Source organism: Chloracidobacterium sp. D (genome assembly GCF_018304685.1).
Taxonomy (GTDB): Bacteria; Acidobacteriota; Blastocatellia; order Chloracidobacteriales; family Chloracidobacteriaceae; genus Chloracidobacterium; species Chloracidobacterium thermophilum.
The window spans coordinates 52,379-70,792 of the sequence record NZ_CP072635.1 but is presented as its reverse complement, the minus strand read 5'-3'; the positions used below and the strand labels follow the sequence as shown (position 1 = coordinate 70,792).

Below are 18,414 nucleotides of genomic sequence, written 5' to 3'. Positions count from 1 at the left end.
CAGGTCACATGACCTTGGTGGAACCAACTGCCCGGGCCACGGCCGACAGCAGCACTTCCGGGGTAAAGGGCTTTTGCAAAAACACGGTCGCCTGGGCGGACAACTCGCCGGAGGTGACTTCTTCGCTGTAACCGCTCACGACCAGTACCGGAATCTGTGGCTTGTACTGGCGGATGGACTGAAGGCACCCCAACCCGTCGAGCTTGGGCAGCAGGGCATCGAGGATGACCAACTCGAAGGCGTCAGGCTGTTCGGCGAAGCGGGCGACACCCTGCTGCCCGTCCGTGGCCACAACCACGTCGTAGCCGACTTCGTGCAGGATTTCCGTAAAGAGCTGGGCAATCAGGTTGTCATCCTCGACGACCAGGACAAGCCTTGCGGCTTCCGGCAGGAGAGGGATTCCTCCGGGCGTCCGCCGCAGGTTTTCCGCCACCGGCTGCTCGCCGGTTCTGCCTGACCGCAACGCCGGAAACCGTACCTCGAAGCAACTGCCTTTTCCGGGAACACTCTTGACGCCAACGGTTCCACCGTGCGCCGTGACGATCCCGTGAACGACTGAGAGGCCAAGTCCGGCCCCATCGCCCAAGTCTTTGGTTGTGAAAAACGGGTCGAAGATATGCTGGCGGGTGGTTTCATCCATACCGACGCCGGTATCGGCCACGGTCAGACACACACAGTGTCCGGCAAGCTGGCCGCTGAGGGTACGTCCATCGCGTTGCACAGGAAAGACATCGGCCCGGGTGCCCAGAGTCAGTGTTCCTCCGTCGGGCATGGCATCGCAGGCGTTGCGGCACAGGTTGATAATGACCTGCTGAATCTGGTCGGGATCGCCCTCAAATGGCGGCAAATCCGGCAGCAGGCTCGTCACCAACTCGACGTTGGGCGGCAACAGGCTGCGTACGAAAAACAGGCTGTCTTCAACCACGGCATTCAGGTTCACCGTCTGGCGCGAGGCTTCCTTCTGACGGCCAAAGGCCAGCAGCTTGGATACCAACTGTGCCGCGCGCTCAGCGGAATCTTCGATGGCCCGGAAGTATTCATCGAGGGTCGGGTCATTCATCTGGCTGGACTTGCGGTGGGCCAGCCGCGAAAACCCAAGGATGCTGTTGAGCAGGTTGTTGAAGTCATGGGCAATCCCGCCAGCCAGCCGTCCCACAGCTTCCATTTTGTGGATTTGCTGGAGCGTGGCTTGCAGGCGCTTGCGCTCTTCCACGTCGCGCATGACGGCGATGAGGTACTTTTTGCCGCCGGAAAAAAACTCGGAAACCGAGTTTTCGAGGGTCACTGTCGTTCCGTCAGCACGCTGGGCCGTGAACTCGTAGGTAGCCGGAGCGACTTCTCCCCGCATACGGCGCTGGGTGTAATCCCGCAACCGGCCTTCCTCGTGCGGCGCGCACATAACGGCAAAATCCTGCCCAACAAGGGCCTCTGGCGTTTCCACGCCATAGAGGCGCGCCACGGCCTGATTGGCATAGACGATCCGCTGGTCATCTTCGACGATAATGCCATCCAGGGTCGCGTTGAGAATGGCATGAAACCACTCCTCCCGCTGGCGCAGTCGTTCGTTCAGGTGCTGGGCTTCGGTCACATCCTGCAGAAGTGCCAGTTGGCAGGGCAGGTCTCCGATGACGAGCGTCACGGCCGAGAGCACAGCTTCCCCAATCCGACCATCGCGTGTCCGGTAACTGCCCCGGAAGTCCAGGACCCGGCCATGTGCCTCCAGCTCGTGATAGTAGCGCTCGCGTTCTTCAGGCTTGACCCACAATCCCAGTTCAAGCGCCGTACGGCCAATCAACTCGGCGCGGCTGTAGCCGAACAGCCTGGTGAAGGCAGCATTGACATCGAGATAGCGCCCATCGGGAATGGTTTGAATCGCGGTGGCAATCGGAATCACCTGAAAGACGCGGTAAAAGCGCTCCTCACTCTCCACTGAGCGGAGCTTGGCGGCCTGCTGGTCGGTGATGTCTTCGACATAGATGGATACAGCCTCCGTGACCAGACCCGGCTGACGCAGCGGCTCAAATGTTGCCGAGAACCAGCGGGAAGACTGCAGCGACTGGTGAACGAAGGAAACGGCACGTCCCAACCGCAGGGCTTCGCGGCACCACCGCTGCCAGACGGCCACATCGGCCAACTGGGTTTCTGTCAGCCCCAGTTTTTCCAGCGGCACCCCAACCAATTGCTCCGGGGAGCGACCAAAATCAGCGGCAAATGTGCGGTTGATAAACCGAAAGACAAACCCTGCGCCGACGCTCTCCATCACGGCCAGGCGCAGCGGTGCAGAAACGGAGAGACTGGCCAGAAAAGCAGCCTGCAGCCGGCCTTCGGTTGCCTGACGCCGGGCCTCTACGGCCTGCTGGATACGGTGCAGCACCAGCGGCAAGGGCATCTGCTCATCAAAACAATCCGTCACCCCGGCCGTGAGCCAACCGGCCAGTTCCGGTTCACCCAGACGCCCGGTACAGACCAACAACGGCACCTGCTGTTCGCGGGCTGTTTGCCACCAGTCCGGCAGCGGGCGCGTGGCCGCCGCTGGTGCATCCAGCACAATGGCATCCGTCTGCAACCACCAGTGCGGAGTTTGCACCGGTAGCGGACCTACCAAAAACCCGGACTGGCGCAGGGCCGAAGCCAGGCGACCGAGGAACGGGGTTGATCCAATGGCAGCGATAAAACGTTGACGGGAAGCTGACAAGGAAGTACGTCGAGGACGGCGGACATTCGCAGTCAGTCAAAGCAAAGGGGAATGACTGACGCCCTCAGCGTAGAGGATTCAGATGTGCCACAGCAATGAGAATTCCACACCCGGAAGGCATCAGCCCGGTTGGTGCCGCACCGCCCAAGGGAGCAGTTTGTACAACCTGACGCCCGTCAGTCACCACGCGCATAGCTTTTGGCGCGCGCCAGGGATTCTGTGATGAACCGCCAGGTTTCGACTTGCGCCTGCACCGGCGTCAAATCGAGCGTGAGCACGTAATCGAGGTGTTCCTGTGGCGTGAACTTCTGAACTTTGCTGACATCGAATGTCCGCGAAAAAACCACCCGTGGGTCAATCTCGTCCACGACCTGCCCGGAGTCATCCACCTTGCGCTCGTGCAGGCCATACATGACGTAGCAGGCCAGGTTGCGATGGACAAGCAGGTATAGCTCGACGGCATCGAACTTGCCGATGTAGCGCAGCTCATCAGCCTGACCAATGTCCACCGTCGGGGTCGTCTCGGTCTTGACCGTAGCCACGGTTTTGGTCAGGTGCGTGTTGAGGCGTCCATCAGTGACAACAATCGTCGGCGTCCGGGTATCTTCCGGTTTGGCGCACTGCGCCAGAGAGGTACTGAGTGCGTCAAAGGTGGTTTTGGCGTCGAGGTAGGCCTTCCTGATGTCGAGATAGAGCCGGGAGTTGGGATTGGCCCGATAGATGCGGTTGACCTCTTCATAGTACCCGTTGAGGACACCGTACCGCTCCTGGACTCGGCTGCTCCAGTTGGCATACAGCGCGCTGTATTCGTCGTAACGCAGCGTCCGCCGCCCCACCGGCTGGCTCAGTGGTGAGGCGGCCAGTTGCTTCTGCATCTCTTCAATTTCGGCCCTGAACGCGCGTAACGCCCCCAGCAGTTCGGCTTCGGAAAGCACCCTTGACGACTGGGCATAACCGGTCTGGTGCAGCCAACCCGGAGAGGCCAGGGCCATCGTGAGGAACACCAGACAAAGACAGGGCTTCCAGCCAACTGCGGGAAAACCTGAACACCGTCCACGAGCCAGCCATCTTGCGAACTGCGTCATGACAGCAACCTCAACCACGGGGTGCAAAGCTCTGGGGGCAACCTGAAAAATAAGCCTTTGTCTTGGAAAAAAGACGACTCAGACTGGAATCATTGATGGGTAAGTAGTGAAACATGAAAGCTGTCACTTTGTAAACAGCCTTTTTCCGAGGGACTGACGCACAGGAATCCGTGCGTCAAAAACGTTGACGGGGCAGCTCACGCACTGAACTGCCCCGTCCAAGCGCCTTCCAGGCTTGTATCCAATGCATCAATTCATGCGGCTGTAGGACTTTGCGCGGGCAAAGAACTCACTCAGATCACTGAGCACCTCACCCTGAGCATCCACGGCAGCGATTTTGAGCTTGAGTGCGTTTTCCAGGTGTTGGGCCGGCGACAAGGCGCGCACCGCTGGGGTGAACGGAAACATCTCTGAGCGCACGACAGAAAGATGAAACTGCTCGCTGGACTTGCCGGTATCGTCCGTGGTGACTTCTTTCCAGCCAAACATGACGTAGCAGGCCATATCGCCCTTGACGAGCAGGAACATCTCCACCGAATCGAAATTGCCGATGAAGCGTGAGTCATCCGATTCGATAATGTCCTTGGCCGCTTCAGCCGGGGCCGGTGGCAGTGTGGCCGTCCGGGCTGAGGTGGCAATCCGCTCGTTCAGCCGCCGGTCGGCAACGGCAACCGCTTCCGTGCGGAGGGTGTCCGGCGGCTCGATGGTGTTGAAGGTGGACTTGAGGTTGTCGAAGACCGCCTTGGCATCCAGGTAGGCCTGGGTCATGGGCTTATACAACGGCGAGTTGGGATTGGTGCGATAAACCCGGTCAATCTGGGCGTAGCAAGCCGACAGGCGACGGTAGCAGTCATCAATCTTGGCGCTGTACGCCTCAAAGGTCCGGCGGTAGGCTTCATAATCCATCGTCCGACGGCTTGGCCGTCCGGCAGCGGCCCCCTTGCCGGCCACCTGCGAAAGCAGGTCAAACATCTCGCTGCGCAGTGCTTTCAGGTTTCCGATGATTTCGCTATCGCTCATCACCTGCCCCTGGGTCTTGGCCAGGCACGAGGCCGAATCCGTGCCGCCAGACACCCAGCCCAGGCCCAACAGGAGACAGACGGCCAAGGACCGCAAGGTGAACCGATCCCGAAACTGACGAAGTGGAGGTCGCATTCTTCTAACCCTTCCAATCGATGAATTAACTTGGCGTGACGCAACACGGGAGAGAACGGGAACCAGGTATCACCGCGCCTGCACCCTAAAAATTCAGCACCCGGTTGAACTTATGTCACTATCAAACCGCACTTCCCTGAATTGAAGCAAGATTAATGTAACCCGGCTTGTTACCTACTTCACACAGCCAGCCTTTTCTCTCCGCGTCTTCCGGGTGACAAGGCTGCCGGGACAGAAGGACGGGCAAGGTCCCACCCAGGGTTCAGTTGGTCCGGGCATACGATTTCGTGCGGGCAAAAAACTGTTTGAGGTCGGTCATCATCTCGCCCTGCGCCTCGACCATGGCAATCTTGAGCTTCAAAGCATGTTCCAGGTGCTGCTCCGGGGTCAGAGTGCGTATTTCCGGTGTCATCGGAAACGACTCCGACCGGGCAACGGCCAGGTGGTATTCCTCCAGCGACTTGCCGTTTTCATCTTCCACGACATCCTTCCAACCGAACAGCACGTAGCAGGCACTGTCACCACGCACGAGCAGAAACATCTCAACGGCGTCAAACGTGCCGATGAAGCGGGAGTCATCTGCATCCACGATTTCCTTGGCGGCCTGTGGCGGTGCTGTCGGAACAGCGGCCGTGCGCACAGAGGTCGCAATCCGTTCGTTGAGGCGTTGGTCATTGGAAACCACGGCTTCTGTCACCACTTTTTCAGGCGGTTCGAGCGTGCTGAAGGTGGATTTCAAATTGTCGAAAACCCCCTTGGTGTCCAGGTAGGTCTGCACCATCTGCTTGTACAGCGGCGTGCTGGAACCCGTCCGATAGACCCGGTCAATCTGACTGTAATACGCAGCCAGACGACGGTAGCAGTCATCAATCTTGGCGCTGTAGGACTCAAAGGTTCGGCGGTACGACTCATAATCCATGGTGCGCCGGCTGGGGCGGGTCATCGCCGCCCCCTTTCCGGCCACCTGCGACAACAAATCGAGCATCTCACTGCGCAACGCACGTAATGACGCCACAATTTCGCTATCGGTCAGCGCCCGCTCCTGCGCTGGCGCCGAACCGGAACCGAACAGAAAAGGCATTACCAGGAAATTCACACAAACAAACAGCCGCAGCAGACGGCCACCTGACACACTTCTGACATCTTTTACGGCCATGTTGGTCTTTACCCAGTCCCTACAAACAAATCACGATGCCGGGAAGCCGGGCTTCCGCTACACCCGGTCATCTTTGAGTCATCCAAGACGTATGACAGGGCCGGGTTACAAAACTGTGAAAATACGGTAGCAGGCCGGATTTTTTTCCACCCGAAACCCGATTTTTCTCCAGAAAAAACGTACTAAAACTCACCCACCAAGTGCCCCCTGGTGCAGGCGGCCCGGTATGCCAGACAGACCTCATCGAGAACGGCATCCCATGAGGCGCGCTGCGCACGCGCCCGTGCAGCTTCCCCCATGGACTGGCGGCGTTCGGCGGAACGCACCAGTTCAGCGACAGCCGCCACGAAGGCGGCATCATCGTGGGCCACGACGCCTGACTCGTCGGGATCAACAAGAAACTTCGGCCCGCCTTCCCCTGTCACCACACAGGGAACGCCGGACGCCGCCGCTTCCAGAACGACATTGCCGTAAGTGTCCGTCCGGGACGGGAACACAAAGATGTCAAAGTCGGCGTACTCCTGCGCCAGCCGCTCCCCCTGCTGCACACCGGCAAAGGTGGCCGTCTTCATCGTCTGGGCCAGCCAGTCGCGTTCGCTCCCGGCGCCAACGATCCGAAATTCGATGTTTGTCAGCCCTTGCGCCAACAACTGCCGCTCCAGTTCGGCCAGAAAACGGACGTTTTTCTCGGTGCTCAACCGCCCGACAAACCCCAGACGGACGACGGCAGGCAGCCGGGGCCGCGTGCGATGACGGGGATGAAACTGCTCAGCGTCTATGCCCCGCTGCATCAGGTAGGTGGGTTTGCCTGTCTTTTGCGCCACCAGGGCGACGAGTTCCGGGTTTGGCGCCAGACACACATCGGCGTATTCATAGAACTTCATCGTCGCCCACAGGGATTGGGCTTCCGCCCACAGGCTGGTCTGCTCCCGCACCAGTGGCGAGATAAAGGCGTAGTCCAGCAGACGCAACCACCGCCGTCCGGCATACTCGTGCAGATTCGTGTGCCAGGACATCACCAACGGCAGGCGGAGCGACTTGGCAACATAGACGCCGAGCTGTCCGATGTCGCTGGGGCCGGTGACATGAATGACCTGCGGGCCGAAAGCACGCACCTGTTCGCGGACTTCGCGGGCGTAGCGCCACAGCCAAAGGTCAAAACTCAGGTCAGTATCCAGGGGAAATGACCAGCCCCCCCGCTGGAGTTCGATGGTGGTGACGGAGCCATCGGTCTGGGGTTGGTGGCTGCTGGAAGATGCGGCACAGCGCACGAGCAACAGCGGTAGCCCCCGGCGACGAGCCACGCCTTCCAGCGTCCGAAAGGTACGGGCCACGCCATTGGCTTCATGGTAGGCATCGGGGAACAAGGCAACGCGCAGGAAGTTGGTCATGGTGACTCCGGGTGAGAACCATCAGTCAGCCAGCTTACCGGCCGGGCCCTGAAGCGTCCACGCAGCGCAGATGCCAATGGCTTTCATTGGTGTTGGTTTACAGTTCCCCCAGCTCGAACTGCGGTTTGGGGAGAACCCTTTCCAGTGCCGGGCGCCAATGCCGGCGTCCGAGTTGCCGGAAGACCCACGTAGCCACCCGTGCCCACAGCGGGCTGTGATCAGACCAGCACTGGCGCAGCGACTGGGGCTGCCCATGCTCATCGAGAAAAAACAGGCGCTCGGTCCAGTGGCGCTGTCCTTCGGGATAGTCCGGGTAATCGTCCAGAATTTGCGCGGCGGCCTCGAACACGCGCAACACCATGTTTTCCTGATACGTCGGCAGCACGACCACATGACTGCGGCGCATCACCCGTAGTTCCTCAACCATGGCCTCGAAGGTCTCAGCATCGGTCAGGTTCACCACCGTGTTCGGGGAAAGCCCGTGGCGGTCGCCGCCGGAAACCAATGGCAGCTCCAGCTCACGTGCCAGACGCGCCACGCTAAGGTTTTCGCGCCACGAGCGGAAGCCGTTGATTTCCAGGGCGTGCAGCCAGCGTTTGTAGCGGTCGAGAAAATCCTTGAGGGCGGTCATGTGCTGCGCCTGGCCAATGTTTTCAATGTCCCAGAGCGGATGGTTCAACACCACCAGCACGCCCGGAAGCGCGTTGAGCATCGCGAACAGTTCTTCCAGAACATCGGGCCTGGCGCGTGCTTCCGGGTCTTTGGTAAAGGCAAACAGTTCTTCGGCAATGGCGCGGGCATGGTCAGGCGGGAGGTTGTGCACACCGACGTGAAAGTAGGCCACGCCAAACGGCACCGTCCATTCGGTCGAAATCGGCACATCTTCCCCCATGGCGCGCAGGCCGCAGCAGGCTTCGATTTCATCATGGTCGGTGATGGAGACGATGCACCGCACGCCGAGGGTCGCTTCCATGTGCCGCACTTCGGCATCGTGCAGCACGCGGGGCGTCACTGGCGGCGTCCACCACGCCTGAGTGAAATCCAGCGGACGCCCATGCCGCGCTTCATAGCGTTGGCACAGGCGGGCAAAGCGTCCGGCCACAAGGGGAATCTTTGCGGCATAGTGCGGAATGAAATCCAGGACTTCGCGGGAGAATTTGGTGTGACAGTGAAGTGACACGCCGGTGCGCAACCCATGGCGGAAGACGCTCCCCGGCTTGACGATGCTCAGCGTTGTATTGTGCGACATACGTCCCTTTCGGTTGCGGAAGCTGTCAGCAACACGCCGTCCGGGACGCGGCAATACCCCGGACGGCAGGCGGAATCACACGGACAAACCTTGACGGTTCAAGGCATAAGGCGTGATTCCCTGCGTCGGGACTTTCGTATAGGCGAGCTATGTGACGGAGATATGTCCAGAAACTGAAATCGGTAGGATGGTTGCGGTTTCTGTCCGGGGTCAGAAATCCTGGTCCAGTTCTGGCAGATTCAGCATCGGATTGGTTCGGCGCTGGAGACCGGCGTTGATGGACTTGATGAGCAGTGTCCAGCGCGCCGACTGCCCCTGCGCCGTGGCCATCAACCGTTGCACGGGTTCAGGCGACGTGCGGCGGGCAAGGTCAACGACCTGTGGCGTCAGGGCAAAACGCCCGGACGGGAACGGCCCCGGCAGCGAACTGGGCGTCATCATCAGCAGATGCCGGCGGTTGAGGCCCAGCTTGACCAGCCCGACGGTGTGCCGCCAGGCGTTGCGTGAATCAAAACGGATGATGTCCGCCACAGCGGAGGCGACCGGCAGCGGCACACTCTGATCCAGCCGTAGCCGCGCTATCTCGACGATGTTGGCCTCGAGACTGTAGGACACCAAACTGACGGTCGGCGACTTGAGCGTGTAGGTCATCTCGGCAATATTGCCCTGGGCGCCAACCGGCACCAGCGTAATGGCTCCCTGACGCTCACAGTCGAGAAAGGCCGCAGCCCAGATGGCCTGGGCCAGAATCGCGGCGCTTACCCGCGTCGGCACGTGCAGCAGCCTGGCCCATGGGTCCGCCCCCACCGCCGGCGGCGCAAAGTAATCTCCAAACAGCAGGATGATTTCACTGGCGGCCAGCCCGCCCACCGAAGGTGGTCCAGAAGGAAATTGGGAGGGAGCCATGCCAGCCACCGGCGAGGCGGCCGGGACGCGCGGCGGCACTGAAGGCCCGGCCGGAAGCGAGCCGGGCAGGGGCAGGCCGGAAGGCGGCGGCCCTGACGATGGCAGGGCGGACGGTGGCACTGGCGGCGGCGCTGGCGGCGCGAAACCCGGATTGGGCCGCCCGCACTTCATACAGAACTTCGCCGAGGCTGCCAGCGGTGCCCCACAGGCCACACAGAAACGACTCGGTGTTGCCGGGGGAACTTGACTTGGCGCAGCCGACGGCGGAACGGACAGTTGGGGTGGGGCACTGGCCTGTACGACAGTGGCATCAAGGTCATCGGTCACGACCCGCGCAGCTTTGAACGCCGCCCGGAGCTGCCGCCGCACCTCTTTGGCGGAAGCCAGCCGCTCGTCACGCGAAACCGTCATCGCCTGTCGTACAACTTCAGCGACCGCCCGTGGCACCTGGGGATTGACATCACTGGCCAGCGGCAGCGGGTCAGGCTTGCCTGCCAGCAAAGCATCGGCCCGCGCCAGGGCATCCACCGGAGGCCGCCCGGTGAGCAGGCAGTAAATCGTGGCCGCCGCCGAGTAGAGGTCACTGCGCGGATCTGTGGAAAGGCCGCGCATCTGCTCCAAAGAGGCAAACACCGGCGTAAACCCCACCAGGCTGCGCTGCTGGACGGCATCCCCGGATAAATCCCCCTTGGCCAGACCAAAGTCGAGCAGCACAAGGCTGTCTTCCGGCGTCAGCTTGATGTTCTGTGGCTTGATGTCCCGGTGAATGATGGGTGGTGTCCGTCCGTGCAGATACTCCAGCGCATCAAGGAGTTGATCAGCCCACTTGGCCACCTGCGTCAGCGGAAAGGGACCACCGCGCTCCGTGAGCAGTTCGGCCAAATCCTTGCCGGGAATGAACTGCATCACCAGAAACTGCCCGCCTGCCTCGGCAAAGTGATCGAAGACGACCGGCAGGGCGGCATGCCGCAGACCATTGAGCAGGATGGCCTCGCGCTCGAAGGCAGAAACCAAGGCCTCGCCGGTCACGATCATCTGCTTGAGGGCGACCGTGCTCCCGAACTTTTTGTCCGTCGCCTGATAGACCGCGCCCATACCGCCCTTGCCGAGCAGTTTCACGATGGTATAGCGCTGCTGAAGGACTGTCCCCGGACTCAGCGGATTCATAGACGCGGATTGGATGGTGGCGGCTCCCCCGGCTGCACGGGCAAACCGGACGCGGGAATTTCAGAAAAGGGAATGTCCTGGACGCGGTATTGTCGCCAGTCCTTGTGATCAAAGTGCCACCACTCGTAGCGGTACACCTTGAAGTCATGAAGCTCCATGGCGGTGCGCAGCAGGTCGCGCAAACGGCGTTGTTCTTCCGTTCCGCCAGTGTAATCCGGGTGGGCGCGCTCGCTCATTTCGTCATAGTCGCTCGGCATGGTCACGAGTTCGCCGGTGTTCAGATCGTACAGGGACACATCCACCGCGCAGCCACGATTGTGCAGCGACCCTTTGGACGGATCAGCCACGTAGTCGCGCTTGTCGGGCGGTGTCAGTTCCCAAAACAGCTTTGTCACCCGCCACGGCCGGTAGCCGTCAAAGACCACAATACCGTAGCCGTGCGCCTTCAGCCACCGATGCGCCTTGACCAAGGCTTCCGCTGCCGGACGCTGCAAAAAGGCGCGCGGTTCGTCATACACCGGACGCCCGACGAAGTTGTTGGCCGTGGCATAGCGGATGTCGAGCTTGATGCTCGGATCGAGCTGGACAATCTCCACGAGTTCACTGGGCCGAAAGCTGCCGGTTTCGACCGGCATCGTCACCGGCGCGTCTTTTACGGACGCATCCTTCACGGATGCGTCTTTCACGGGCGCGCCTTTGACAGGCGCTTCTTTCACGGGCGCGCCTTTGACAGGCGCTTCTTGGGGGGCCGAAGCCTGGACGGACTGGCCGTTGCCCCAACCACCGGCGAACAGCAGCCACCCGGCGACAACCCATGGTCTCCACATCATCACAGCATCTCCAGAAAGGCGTCGGCTACGCGGGCTTGAGCGTACACCACGGAACATGAAAGATGTGCGGCGCACATGACAAGCAAGGCGCGGCGGAAGGGTCGTTCAATGCCATTTCGCCGATGCCATGTCGTGGCATGGAGGGTTTCCTTGATGAAAACGTTTCCCGTTCAGAAAAACGAAGCCGAGTGGCAGGCGCAATTGACACCCGAACAGTACTACGTCACCCGCCTGAAAGGCACGGAGCGGGCCTTTAGCGGCAAGCTGTACCGCGAAAAGCGTACCGGGACGTACCACTGCGTGGCTTGTGGCGCGCCACTTTTTTCTTCTGAAACCAAATATGACTCCGGCTCAGGCTGGCCGAGCTTCTGGGCGCCGATCAGTCCAGAGGCCATTGTGACCGAACTCGATCTCAGCCACGGCATGCGCCGGATCGAAGTGATGTGCGCCCAGTGCGGCTCGCATCTGGGCCATGTGTTTGATGACGGCCCACGCGACAAAACCGGCCTGCGCTACTGCATCAACTCCATTTCCATGGACTTCAAACCGGCTGAAAAGTGATGTCAGCCATTGCGGACGCGGTGTGTGCCGTGGACGCCCTGGCCATCGGTGCACATCCCGACGACATCGAGCTGGCGATGGCCGGCACACTGCTGAAGTTGGTCGCCGAGGGCTATCGCACGGGTCTCGTGGATGCCAGCCGCGCCGAACTGGCCACCCGTGGGACGCCGGAGCAGCGTGCCACCGAAGCTGCCGAAGCGGCTGCGCAACTGGGCGCGAGCTTTCGCGTCAATCTGGGCTGGCCCGATGGCCACTTCACCGACCATGACGCTGCCCGCCGCGCGCTGGTGCGCGTCATCCGCCAGGCGCGGCCGACGCTCGTGTTTACACACCATCCGGCGGAAGAACATCCCGACCACCAGTGTCTGGCCCGGCTCGTCGCAGCAGCCGTTCACCACGCCCGGCTCGCCAACTATGACGCCGAAAGCGGCCTGCCGCGCTGGCGGACGCGCGCGCTGATTCACTTTTTGCCACCGCTCAACCCGGCGGTCGTGCCGACCTTTCTCGTGGACATCAGCGCCCAGTTCACGGCCAAGTATGAGGTCATCAGCGCCTACGCTTCGCAACTGCACCAGCCGGGCAGCCGGGAGCCGCAGACGTACCTTTCGGCGCCGGATTTTCTCCGCCAGCGGCGCGCAGCAGACATCCACCGTGGCAGCCTGATTGGCGTTGCGGCGGCGGAAGGTTTCGTCACCGCCGCGCCACTGCCGGTGGCCGACCCCATCCGCCTGTTTCTGAACCAGTAGCCGCGCATGGATAATGCCTGATTCAGGATGGCATTCGGAGACATGCAAAAAACCCTCTTCCGAATGGATTGAAGGAGGCGGGATGGTCAAGCCCGACCGGATCGAACCGATCATCCGGGAGTACCGGGATCAACTGACCAGGATTCTGGGTGAAGCGTTGGAAGCCGTTGTGCTCTACGGCTCCCATGCGCGTGAAGACGCACAGGAAGGTTCTGACATTGACATCCTGTGCGTGATGCGTCTCCCTTTTGACTACGGCACACTGATCAGGAACACGGCCGAAGCTGCCGCACGGATCAGCCTGAAGTACGATGTGGCCATTTCTACCGCGTTCGTGCTTTCCGAAGAGTATCAGACACGAAACACCCCGTTTCTCATGAATGTTCGCCGTGAGGGTATGAACGGGACCGGGGCGCTGTTGGGAAAGGTGAAGGAAAGCCCCGACGAAGCTCACCGCCGCCCTCGCAGACAGTCCCGAAGGGAAAGGAGTGGGCGATGACACCTGAAGAAGTCTTGAGAACCAGGCGGGAAGAGATTTTACAGACGTGCGCCAGGTACGGCGCCCACAACGTGCGTGTCTTTGGCTCAGTCGCTCGCGGAGAAGCCGATGAACAGAGCGATATTGACCTGCTTGTGGACTTCGAGCCGAACCGGAGCCTTCTCGACCACGCCGGCCTCTGGCTTGAGCTTCAGGAACGGCTGGGAGTCAAAGTGGACGTGGTGAGCAGTCGCGGACTCAAAGCCCGTATCCGTGAGCGGGTGTTGCACGAGGCTGTCCCGCTATGAGAGTCCCTGAAGAACGCCTGAAGGACATTCTGGAAGCCATTACCAACATCGAGCGCTACACCGTTCGGGGACAAGAAGCGTTTGAGCAGGATGAACTGATTCAGACTTGGGTTTTGTACCACTTTCAACTTATCGGGGAGGCGGCTGCACGACTCGGCAGAATCTTTCACGAGGCTCACCCTGAGATACCCTGGTCGCGGATTGTGGCCATGCGCAACCTGCTCATTCATGAGTACTTTGCGATTGATCTGCATGAGGTCTGGAAGACAGTGTAAAATGACCTTCCCAACCTCAAACAACAGATTGCCATGCTACTGAAGGCGCTGGGCGGTGACGCCCTGGAGTAAACCTGGAGTCAATACGCAGAACTCCCGGACAGCCAAGCACACGCGCATCCGCCCGGCATCAGGCCGGGCATCAGGTACGCGCTGCCACGGCAACTGGTCATGTGTTTTGATGCCCGCCACCCCGCAGCTTTATGCGACGGCAGGATGCCCTTCACCACCCGCAAGCTTCTGACGGAGGCCCCCTATGCACCCCGGCTCGATTGTCCGCTGCCGAAACCGCGAATGGGTCGTGATGCCCGCCGACACGGACGAAGTCATCGTCCTGCGGCCCCTCACCGGCACGCCGGACGACGTGGTTCACATTCACCGGAAACTTATGAACCTCGTGGGTGGGGCCCTGCCGTTTGAGCGCATTACGCCCGCGTCCTTCCCGCTGCCCACCACCGACGACATTTCCGACGCCACCAGCGCCCATCTGCTCTGGCAGGCGGCACGGCTTACCCTGCGCGAAGGCGCGACGCCGTTTCGCTCGCTCGGCCGCATCTCCATCCGGCCGCGGACGTACCAGTTCGTACCCCTGCTGATGGCCCTGCGCCTCGACCCCGTGCGGCTGTTCATTGCCGACGACGTGGGTGTGGGCAAAACCATCGAAGCCCTGCTCGTCGCCCGCGAACTCCTCGACCGTGGCGAAATCCGGCGCTTCTGTGTCCTCTGCCCGCCCTACCTGTGCGAACAATGGGCGCAGGAACTCACCGAAAAGTTCAACCTTGAACCGGTCATCATCCGGTCGGGAACCGTCGGGCAGCTTGACCGCCAGACGCCGGCCGGACGCAGCCTCTACGAACACTTCCCCATCCAGGTGGCCAGCCTTGATTTCGTCAAAACGGAGCGCAACCGCAGCCAGTTTTTGCAGTTCTGCCCCGAACTGGTCATTGCCGATGAAGTCCACGGCGCGGCCGCCGCTCCGGGCACCAACCAGCAGGAACGGCACGAACTCCTGCGCGCCGTCGCCCGAAAAGCCGACCGGCATCTGATCCTGCTGACGGCCACGCCGCACAGCGGCATCGAAGACGCCTTCCGTTCGCTGCTCGGCCTGCTGCACCCGAAGTTCGGAACGTGGAATCTCCAGACGCTCACCGAAACCCAGCGCACCGAACTCGCCCGGCATTTCGTCCAGCGCACCCGGCGCGACATCGCGCAGACATGGCAGGAAACCGCCTGTTTCCCCACGCGGGAATCCACGGATGAAACCTACGCCCTTTCCGACCGGCACCGTGAGCTGTTTGAGCGCACCTATGCGTTCTGCTCAGAAATCGTGCGTACCGGCGCGCATCTGGAAAAGCGCCAGCGGCGGGTGCGCTACTGGGGCGCGCTGGCACTGCTGCGCTGTGTGATGTCCAGCCCGGCGGCCGCCCGCACGGCGCTGACCAACCGCGCCGGCGTGCCGCCCGAAGAAGAAGCCGAAGCGGAAGCCTTTGGCCGGCTCGTGTTCGAGTCGGCGGAAGACCGCACCGACGACGAATCCCCTGCCCCAGCCGTTGAGGCCGCCAACACGACCCTGCCGGAGACCGACCGCCGCCGGCTGCGCGAACTCGCCCGGCTGGCCGAACAACTCCACGGCCCGGACGACGACACCAAGCTGGCGCGGGTCATCGCCATCGTGCGCCGGCTGCTGCAGGAAGGCTTCCATCCCATCCTCTGGTGCCGATACGTCGCCACGGCCGACTACCTTGCCGACCACCTGCGCCAGGCGTTGGAAACCGCCGCCCAGGTCGTGTGCGTCACCGGCCGCATGGGCGATGACGAGCGCCAGGCCAGAATCGCCGACCTCGACGCGGAACGCCCACGGGTACTCGTCGCCACCGACTGCCTCTCCGAAGGCGTCAACCTCCAGGAATTGTTCACGGCCGTCATCCACTACGACCTGCCGTGGAACCCCAACCGGCTGGAGCAGCGCGAGGGGCGCGTGGACCGCTACGGCCAAAGGGCCAGGCGGGTCAGGGTCATCCGGTTCTTCGGGCAGGACAACCCCATAGACGGCGTGGTGCTGGAGGTGCTGCTCGACAAGGCGCGGGAAATCCATCGTACGCTCGGCACGCACGTGCCCGTGCCCGAAGAAAGCGAAAGCGTCACCCAGGCCGTTCTCCAGGCCCTCTTCCTGCGCCAGGGGCCGCGGGCGCTGAAGCGCCAGCTTGCACTCAATCTTGGCGTACCGGAAGTGGAGGCGTTTCATCAGCGGTGGCAGCAGGATGCCGAACGCGAGCGGCTCAACCGCACCCGGTTTGCGCAGCGGGCGCTCAAGCCCGAAGAAGTCCAGCGCGAAGTCGAGGCCACGGATGCCGTCCTGGGCGACCCCACTGCCGTGCGTCATTTCTTTCTTGCGGCGGCGCAGCGCCTCGGGCTGGCCGTTGCCCAGGAAAAACAGCCGGGCGTTTTCCGGGTGAGTGTCAGCCGGCAGGCAACCGCGACGCTGCCCGAACCGATCAGGCTGGCCCTGCCGTCCCCCAAGGGCGAACGGTGGCTCATCAGCTTCGACTCGCCCACGCCCGAAGGGGCCGAATACATCGGCCGCAACCACCGCTTTGTGGCCACACTTGCCCGGTATCTTTTCGAGGCGGCGCTGAACCAGCCCGGCAACGCAACGGTCTCCCGCTGCGGGGCCATCCGTACCCGTGCCGTGACGGCACTGACGACCATCCTCCTGCTGCGCGTACGCTATCTGGTCGAGCAACTTCAGGCCCCAGCGCTGCTCTCCGAGGAAGTTCTGGTCCTGGCCTACGCCGGACTGGAAGCCGGTACTACCCGCTGGCTGGACACCAGTGATGCCCTCCGGCTGCTGGCGGAAGCCCAACCCGACGCCAACCTCTCTCTGGCGGAGAAACGGGAGCTGGTGACGCACATCCTTGACAATCTGGGCGCATGGCAGGCGGAGTCGGCTGAACGCTGGGGCGCCGCGCACCCGCTGCAAAGCGCTATCCGGGAGCACGTTGCCCGCCGCGCCAATGAACTGACTGAATCCCACAAGCGCATCCGGCAGGCCGTGGCGCTGCGCATACGCGGGCTTGCGGTCAAGCCACAGTTTCCCCCTGATCTTCTGGGAATTCTTGTTCTGCAACCCATGGTGTCACGATGAGCCAGCTCTCCGCCGTACGCATTGAAGGGGGGCTTCTGGGCCCCGATACGCTGGAAAAGCTCCTTGCCGGCGAGCTTCCCGGACAGAAGCTGCAAGACTTCGGGCTGGACGGCCGGCGCAGCCTGACGGATGAAATAGCCAGCGTCTTTGCTGATGCCCGCACCCAGTGGGAGGTCTTCCAACGCCGGCTGGAGCGTCTGCCGAAGGACGACCCGGCCACATCCGTCACCCGTGATGCCTGGTTGATCCCGTTTCTGAGCCTGCTGGGCTATGAACTGCGCTACAACGCGCGCGCCCATGACATAGACGGCGCGACGTTCGCCATCTCGCACCGGGCCGGCGAAGCGGAGGATGCTCCGCCGGTCCACCTCGTGGGCGTACGGCAGGAACTGGGGCGGCTGGCCCCGGGCAGCCGGTCACGCCTTGCGCCGCATTCGCTGGTGCAGGAATACCTGAACCGGACCGATCACGTCTGGGGACTTGTCACCAACGGTCTCGTGGTGCGCCTGTTGCGCAACAGCACCTTTGTGCGCCGGCAGGCCTATGTCGAGTTCGACCTGCGCCAGATTCTTGAAGAGCAGCGGTTCGGAGACTTTGCTGTTCTCTACCGGCTGCTGCACCGCACCCGCCTGCCGCGCACGGCCGAAGATGCCCCGGACTGCCTGCTGGAGCAGTACTACCGGGACGCCATAGAACAGGGCGGGCGCGTCCGGGAGGGACTGCGCGCCGGCGTGGAAGCCTGTATCAAACACCTCGCCAACGGCTTTCTCGCGCATCCGGCCAACGCGGGGTTGAGAGGGGAGGAAGAAGCGAGTAGCGAATGGCGAGTAGCGAGTGGAAGTGAAGCGAGTAGCGAATGGCGAGTAGCGAGTAGTGATCAACCACTCGCCACTCACCACTCACCACTCGCCCCTGAACCACTCGCCACTCACCACTCACCACTCGCCCCCCACGACTTTTACCGGCAACTCTTACGTCTGGTCTATCGCCTGCTCTTCCTGCTGGTTTCCGAAGACCGGGGGTTGCTGGTACGGGCGGATGGCCGTCCGTCCCTACTACAGGAACACTACGGCGTAGGGCGGCTGCGGCGGCTGCTCGACCGGCACAGCGCCTACACCGACCATGAAGACATCTGGTGCAGCCTCAAGGTGCTGTGGAAGGTACTTTCCGACGACAACCTTGCCGCGTGCCTGGGCATGTCCCCCCTCAACGGGGCGCTTTTCGAGCCTCTCGACCTCGACCAGTGCAGCATCAGCAACCGCGACTT

Annotated in this window: 15 protein-coding genes; 7 read left to right on the top strand and 8 right to left on the bottom strand. The window is 61.9% G+C overall.

What is annotated here, in order from left to right; genetic code table 11:
* Window positions 1-4 precede the first annotated feature (4 nt).
* The 8 genes from J8C01_RS11485 to J8C01_RS11450 form a co-directional block, all read right to left on the bottom strand.
* The gene (locus J8C01_RS11485; RefSeq protein ID WP_211433028.1) at window positions 5-2,587 is read right to left on the bottom strand and encodes a hybrid sensor histidine kinase/response regulator; all 2,583 of its coding nucleotides are present in this window, start codon (window positions 2,585-2,587) and stop codon (window positions 5-7) included.
* 284 nt (window positions 2,588-2,871) lie between these two features.
* The gene (locus J8C01_RS11480) at window positions 2,872-3,699 is read right to left on the bottom strand and encodes a hypothetical protein (protein ID WP_148264137.1); all 828 of its coding nucleotides are present in this window, start codon (window positions 3,697-3,699) and stop codon (window positions 2,872-2,874) included.
* Between the two features lie 330 nt (window positions 3,700-4,029).
* Window positions 4,030-4,935 carry a hypothetical protein gene (locus J8C01_RS11475; protein WP_249355517.1) on the bottom strand — a complete coding sequence of 302 codons (906 nt, stop codon included), beginning with the start codon at window positions 4,933-4,935 and terminating at the stop codon, window positions 4,030-4,032.
* A 262-nt stretch (window positions 4,936-5,197) separates the two neighbouring features.
* Window positions 5,198-6,016, bottom strand: coding sequence for a hypothetical protein (locus tag J8C01_RS11470; protein ID WP_249355516.1), 819 nt, complete (start codon window positions 6,014-6,016; stop codon window positions 5,198-5,200).
* Between the two features lie 257 nt (window positions 6,017-6,273).
* Window positions 6,274-7,482 carry a glycosyltransferase gene (locus tag J8C01_RS11465; protein WP_211433027.1) on the bottom strand — a complete coding sequence of 403 codons (1,209 nt, stop codon included), beginning with the start codon at window positions 7,480-7,482 and terminating at the stop codon, window positions 6,274-6,276.
* A 97-nt stretch (window positions 7,483-7,579) separates the two neighbouring features.
* Window positions 7,580-8,731, bottom strand: coding sequence for a PHP domain-containing protein (locus tag J8C01_RS11460; RefSeq protein WP_211433026.1), 1,152 nt, complete (start codon window positions 8,729-8,731; stop codon window positions 7,580-7,582).
* Between the two features lie 210 nt (window positions 8,732-8,941).
* Entirely contained in the window at window positions 8,942-10,804 is a 1,863-nt protein-coding gene (locus tag J8C01_RS11455) for a protein kinase domain-containing protein (RefSeq protein WP_211433025.1), read from the bottom strand.
* Entirely contained in the window at window positions 10,801-11,439 is a 639-nt protein-coding gene (locus J8C01_RS11450) for a M15 family metallopeptidase (RefSeq protein ID WP_371821114.1), read from the bottom strand. Before J8C01_RS11450 ends, J8C01_RS11455 begins: the two co-directional genes overlap by 4 nt.
* Here J8C01_RS11450 and J8C01_RS15635 point away from each other — a divergent pair.
* The 7 genes from J8C01_RS15635 to J8C01_RS11420 all read left to right on the top strand — a co-directional run bounded on the left by J8C01_RS15635 (window position 11,360) and on the right by J8C01_RS11420 (window position 17,147).
* A complete protein-coding gene (locus J8C01_RS15635; protein ID WP_371821113.1) occupies window positions 11,360-11,713 on the top strand; it encodes a pentapeptide repeat-containing protein in 354 nt (117 codons plus the stop codon). The genes J8C01_RS11450 and J8C01_RS15635 overlap by 80 nt on opposite strands.
* A 74-nt stretch (window positions 11,714-11,787) precedes the next feature.
* On the top strand, window positions 11,788-12,195 hold the full coding sequence (gene msrB, locus J8C01_RS11445) for a peptide-methionine (R)-S-oxide reductase MsrB (RefSeq protein WP_211433023.1): 408 nt from the start codon (window positions 11,788-11,790) through the stop codon (window positions 12,193-12,195).
* Window positions 12,195-12,941, top strand: a complete 747-nt coding sequence (gene bshB1 / locus J8C01_RS11440; RefSeq protein ID WP_211433022.1) for a bacillithiol biosynthesis deacetylase BshB1 — start codon at window positions 12,195-12,197, stop codon at window positions 12,939-12,941. The genes msrB and bshB1 overlap by 1 nt, the downstream gene beginning before the upstream one ends.
* 82 nt (window positions 12,942-13,023) lie before the next feature.
* Window positions 13,024-13,440 (top strand): nucleotidyltransferase domain-containing protein, encoded by a 417-nt coding sequence (locus J8C01_RS11435; protein ID WP_211433021.1) that lies wholly within the window; start codon window positions 13,024-13,026, stop codon window positions 13,438-13,440.
* Window positions 13,437-13,727, top strand: a complete 291-nt coding sequence (locus J8C01_RS11430) for a nucleotidyltransferase family protein (RefSeq protein ID WP_014101444.1) — start codon at window positions 13,437-13,439, stop codon at window positions 13,725-13,727. Before J8C01_RS11435 ends, J8C01_RS11430 begins: the two co-directional genes overlap by 4 nt.
* Complete coding sequence (locus J8C01_RS11425; protein WP_211433020.1) at window positions 13,724-14,002, top strand: HepT-like ribonuclease domain-containing protein; 279 nt, start codon at window positions 13,724-13,726, stop codon at window positions 14,000-14,002. Before J8C01_RS11430 ends, J8C01_RS11425 begins: the two co-directional genes overlap by 4 nt.
* 256 nt (window positions 14,003-14,258) lie before the next feature.
* Window positions 14,259-17,147 (top strand): helicase-related protein, encoded by a 2,889-nt coding sequence (locus tag J8C01_RS11420; RefSeq protein ID WP_211433019.1) that lies wholly within the window; start codon window positions 14,259-14,261, stop codon window positions 17,145-17,147.
* Window positions 17,148-18,414 lie beyond the last annotated feature (1,267 nt).

Excerpts from the sequence above, each read along its gene's own strand:
- J8C01_RS11460 (WP_211433026.1), bottom strand. The coding sequence starts at position 8,731 with ATGTCGCACAATACAACGCTGAGCATCGTCAAGCCGGGGAGCGTCTTC.
- J8C01_RS11455 (WP_211433025.1), bottom strand. The coding sequence starts at position 10,804 with ATGAATCCGCTGAGTCCGGGGACAGTCCTTCAGCAGCGCTATACCATC.
- J8C01_RS11450 (WP_371821114.1), bottom strand. The coding sequence starts at position 11,439 with ATGCCGGTCGAAACCGGCAGCTTTCGGCCCAGTGAACTCGTGGAGATT.
- msrB (WP_211433023.1), top strand. The coding sequence starts at position 11,788 with ATGAAAACGTTTCCCGTTCAGAAAAACGAAGCCGAGTGGCAGGCGCAA.
- J8C01_RS11435 (WP_211433021.1), top strand. The coding sequence starts at position 13,024 with ATGGTCAAGCCCGACCGGATCGAACCGATCATCCGGGAGTACCGGGAT.
- J8C01_RS11430 (WP_014101444.1), top strand. The coding sequence starts at position 13,437 with ATGACACCTGAAGAAGTCTTGAGAACCAGGCGGGAAGAGATTTTACAG.
- J8C01_RS11470 (WP_249355516.1), bottom strand. The coding sequence starts at position 6,016 with ATGCCTTTTCTGTTCGGTTCCGGTTCGGCGCCAGCGCAGGAGCGGGCG.
- J8C01_RS11465 (WP_211433027.1), bottom strand. The coding sequence starts at position 7,482 with ATGACCAACTTCCTGCGCGTTGCCTTGTTCCCCGATGCCTACCATGAA.
- J8C01_RS11420 (WP_211433019.1), top strand. The coding sequence starts at position 14,259 with ATGCACCCCGGCTCGATTGTCCGCTGCCGAAACCGCGAATGGGTCGTG.
- bshB1 (WP_211433022.1), top strand. The coding sequence starts at position 12,195 with ATGTCAGCCATTGCGGACGCGGTGTGTGCCGTGGACGCCCTGGCCATC.
- J8C01_RS11475 (WP_249355517.1), bottom strand. The coding sequence starts at position 4,935 with ATGCGACCTCCACTTCGTCAGTTTCGGGATCGGTTCACCTTGCGGTCC.
- J8C01_RS15635 (WP_371821113.1), top strand. The coding sequence starts at position 11,360 with ATGTCGAGCTTGATGCTCGGATCGAGCTGGACAATCTCCACGAGTTCA.
- J8C01_RS11425 (WP_211433020.1), top strand. The coding sequence starts at position 13,724 with ATGAGAGTCCCTGAAGAACGCCTGAAGGACATTCTGGAAGCCATTACC.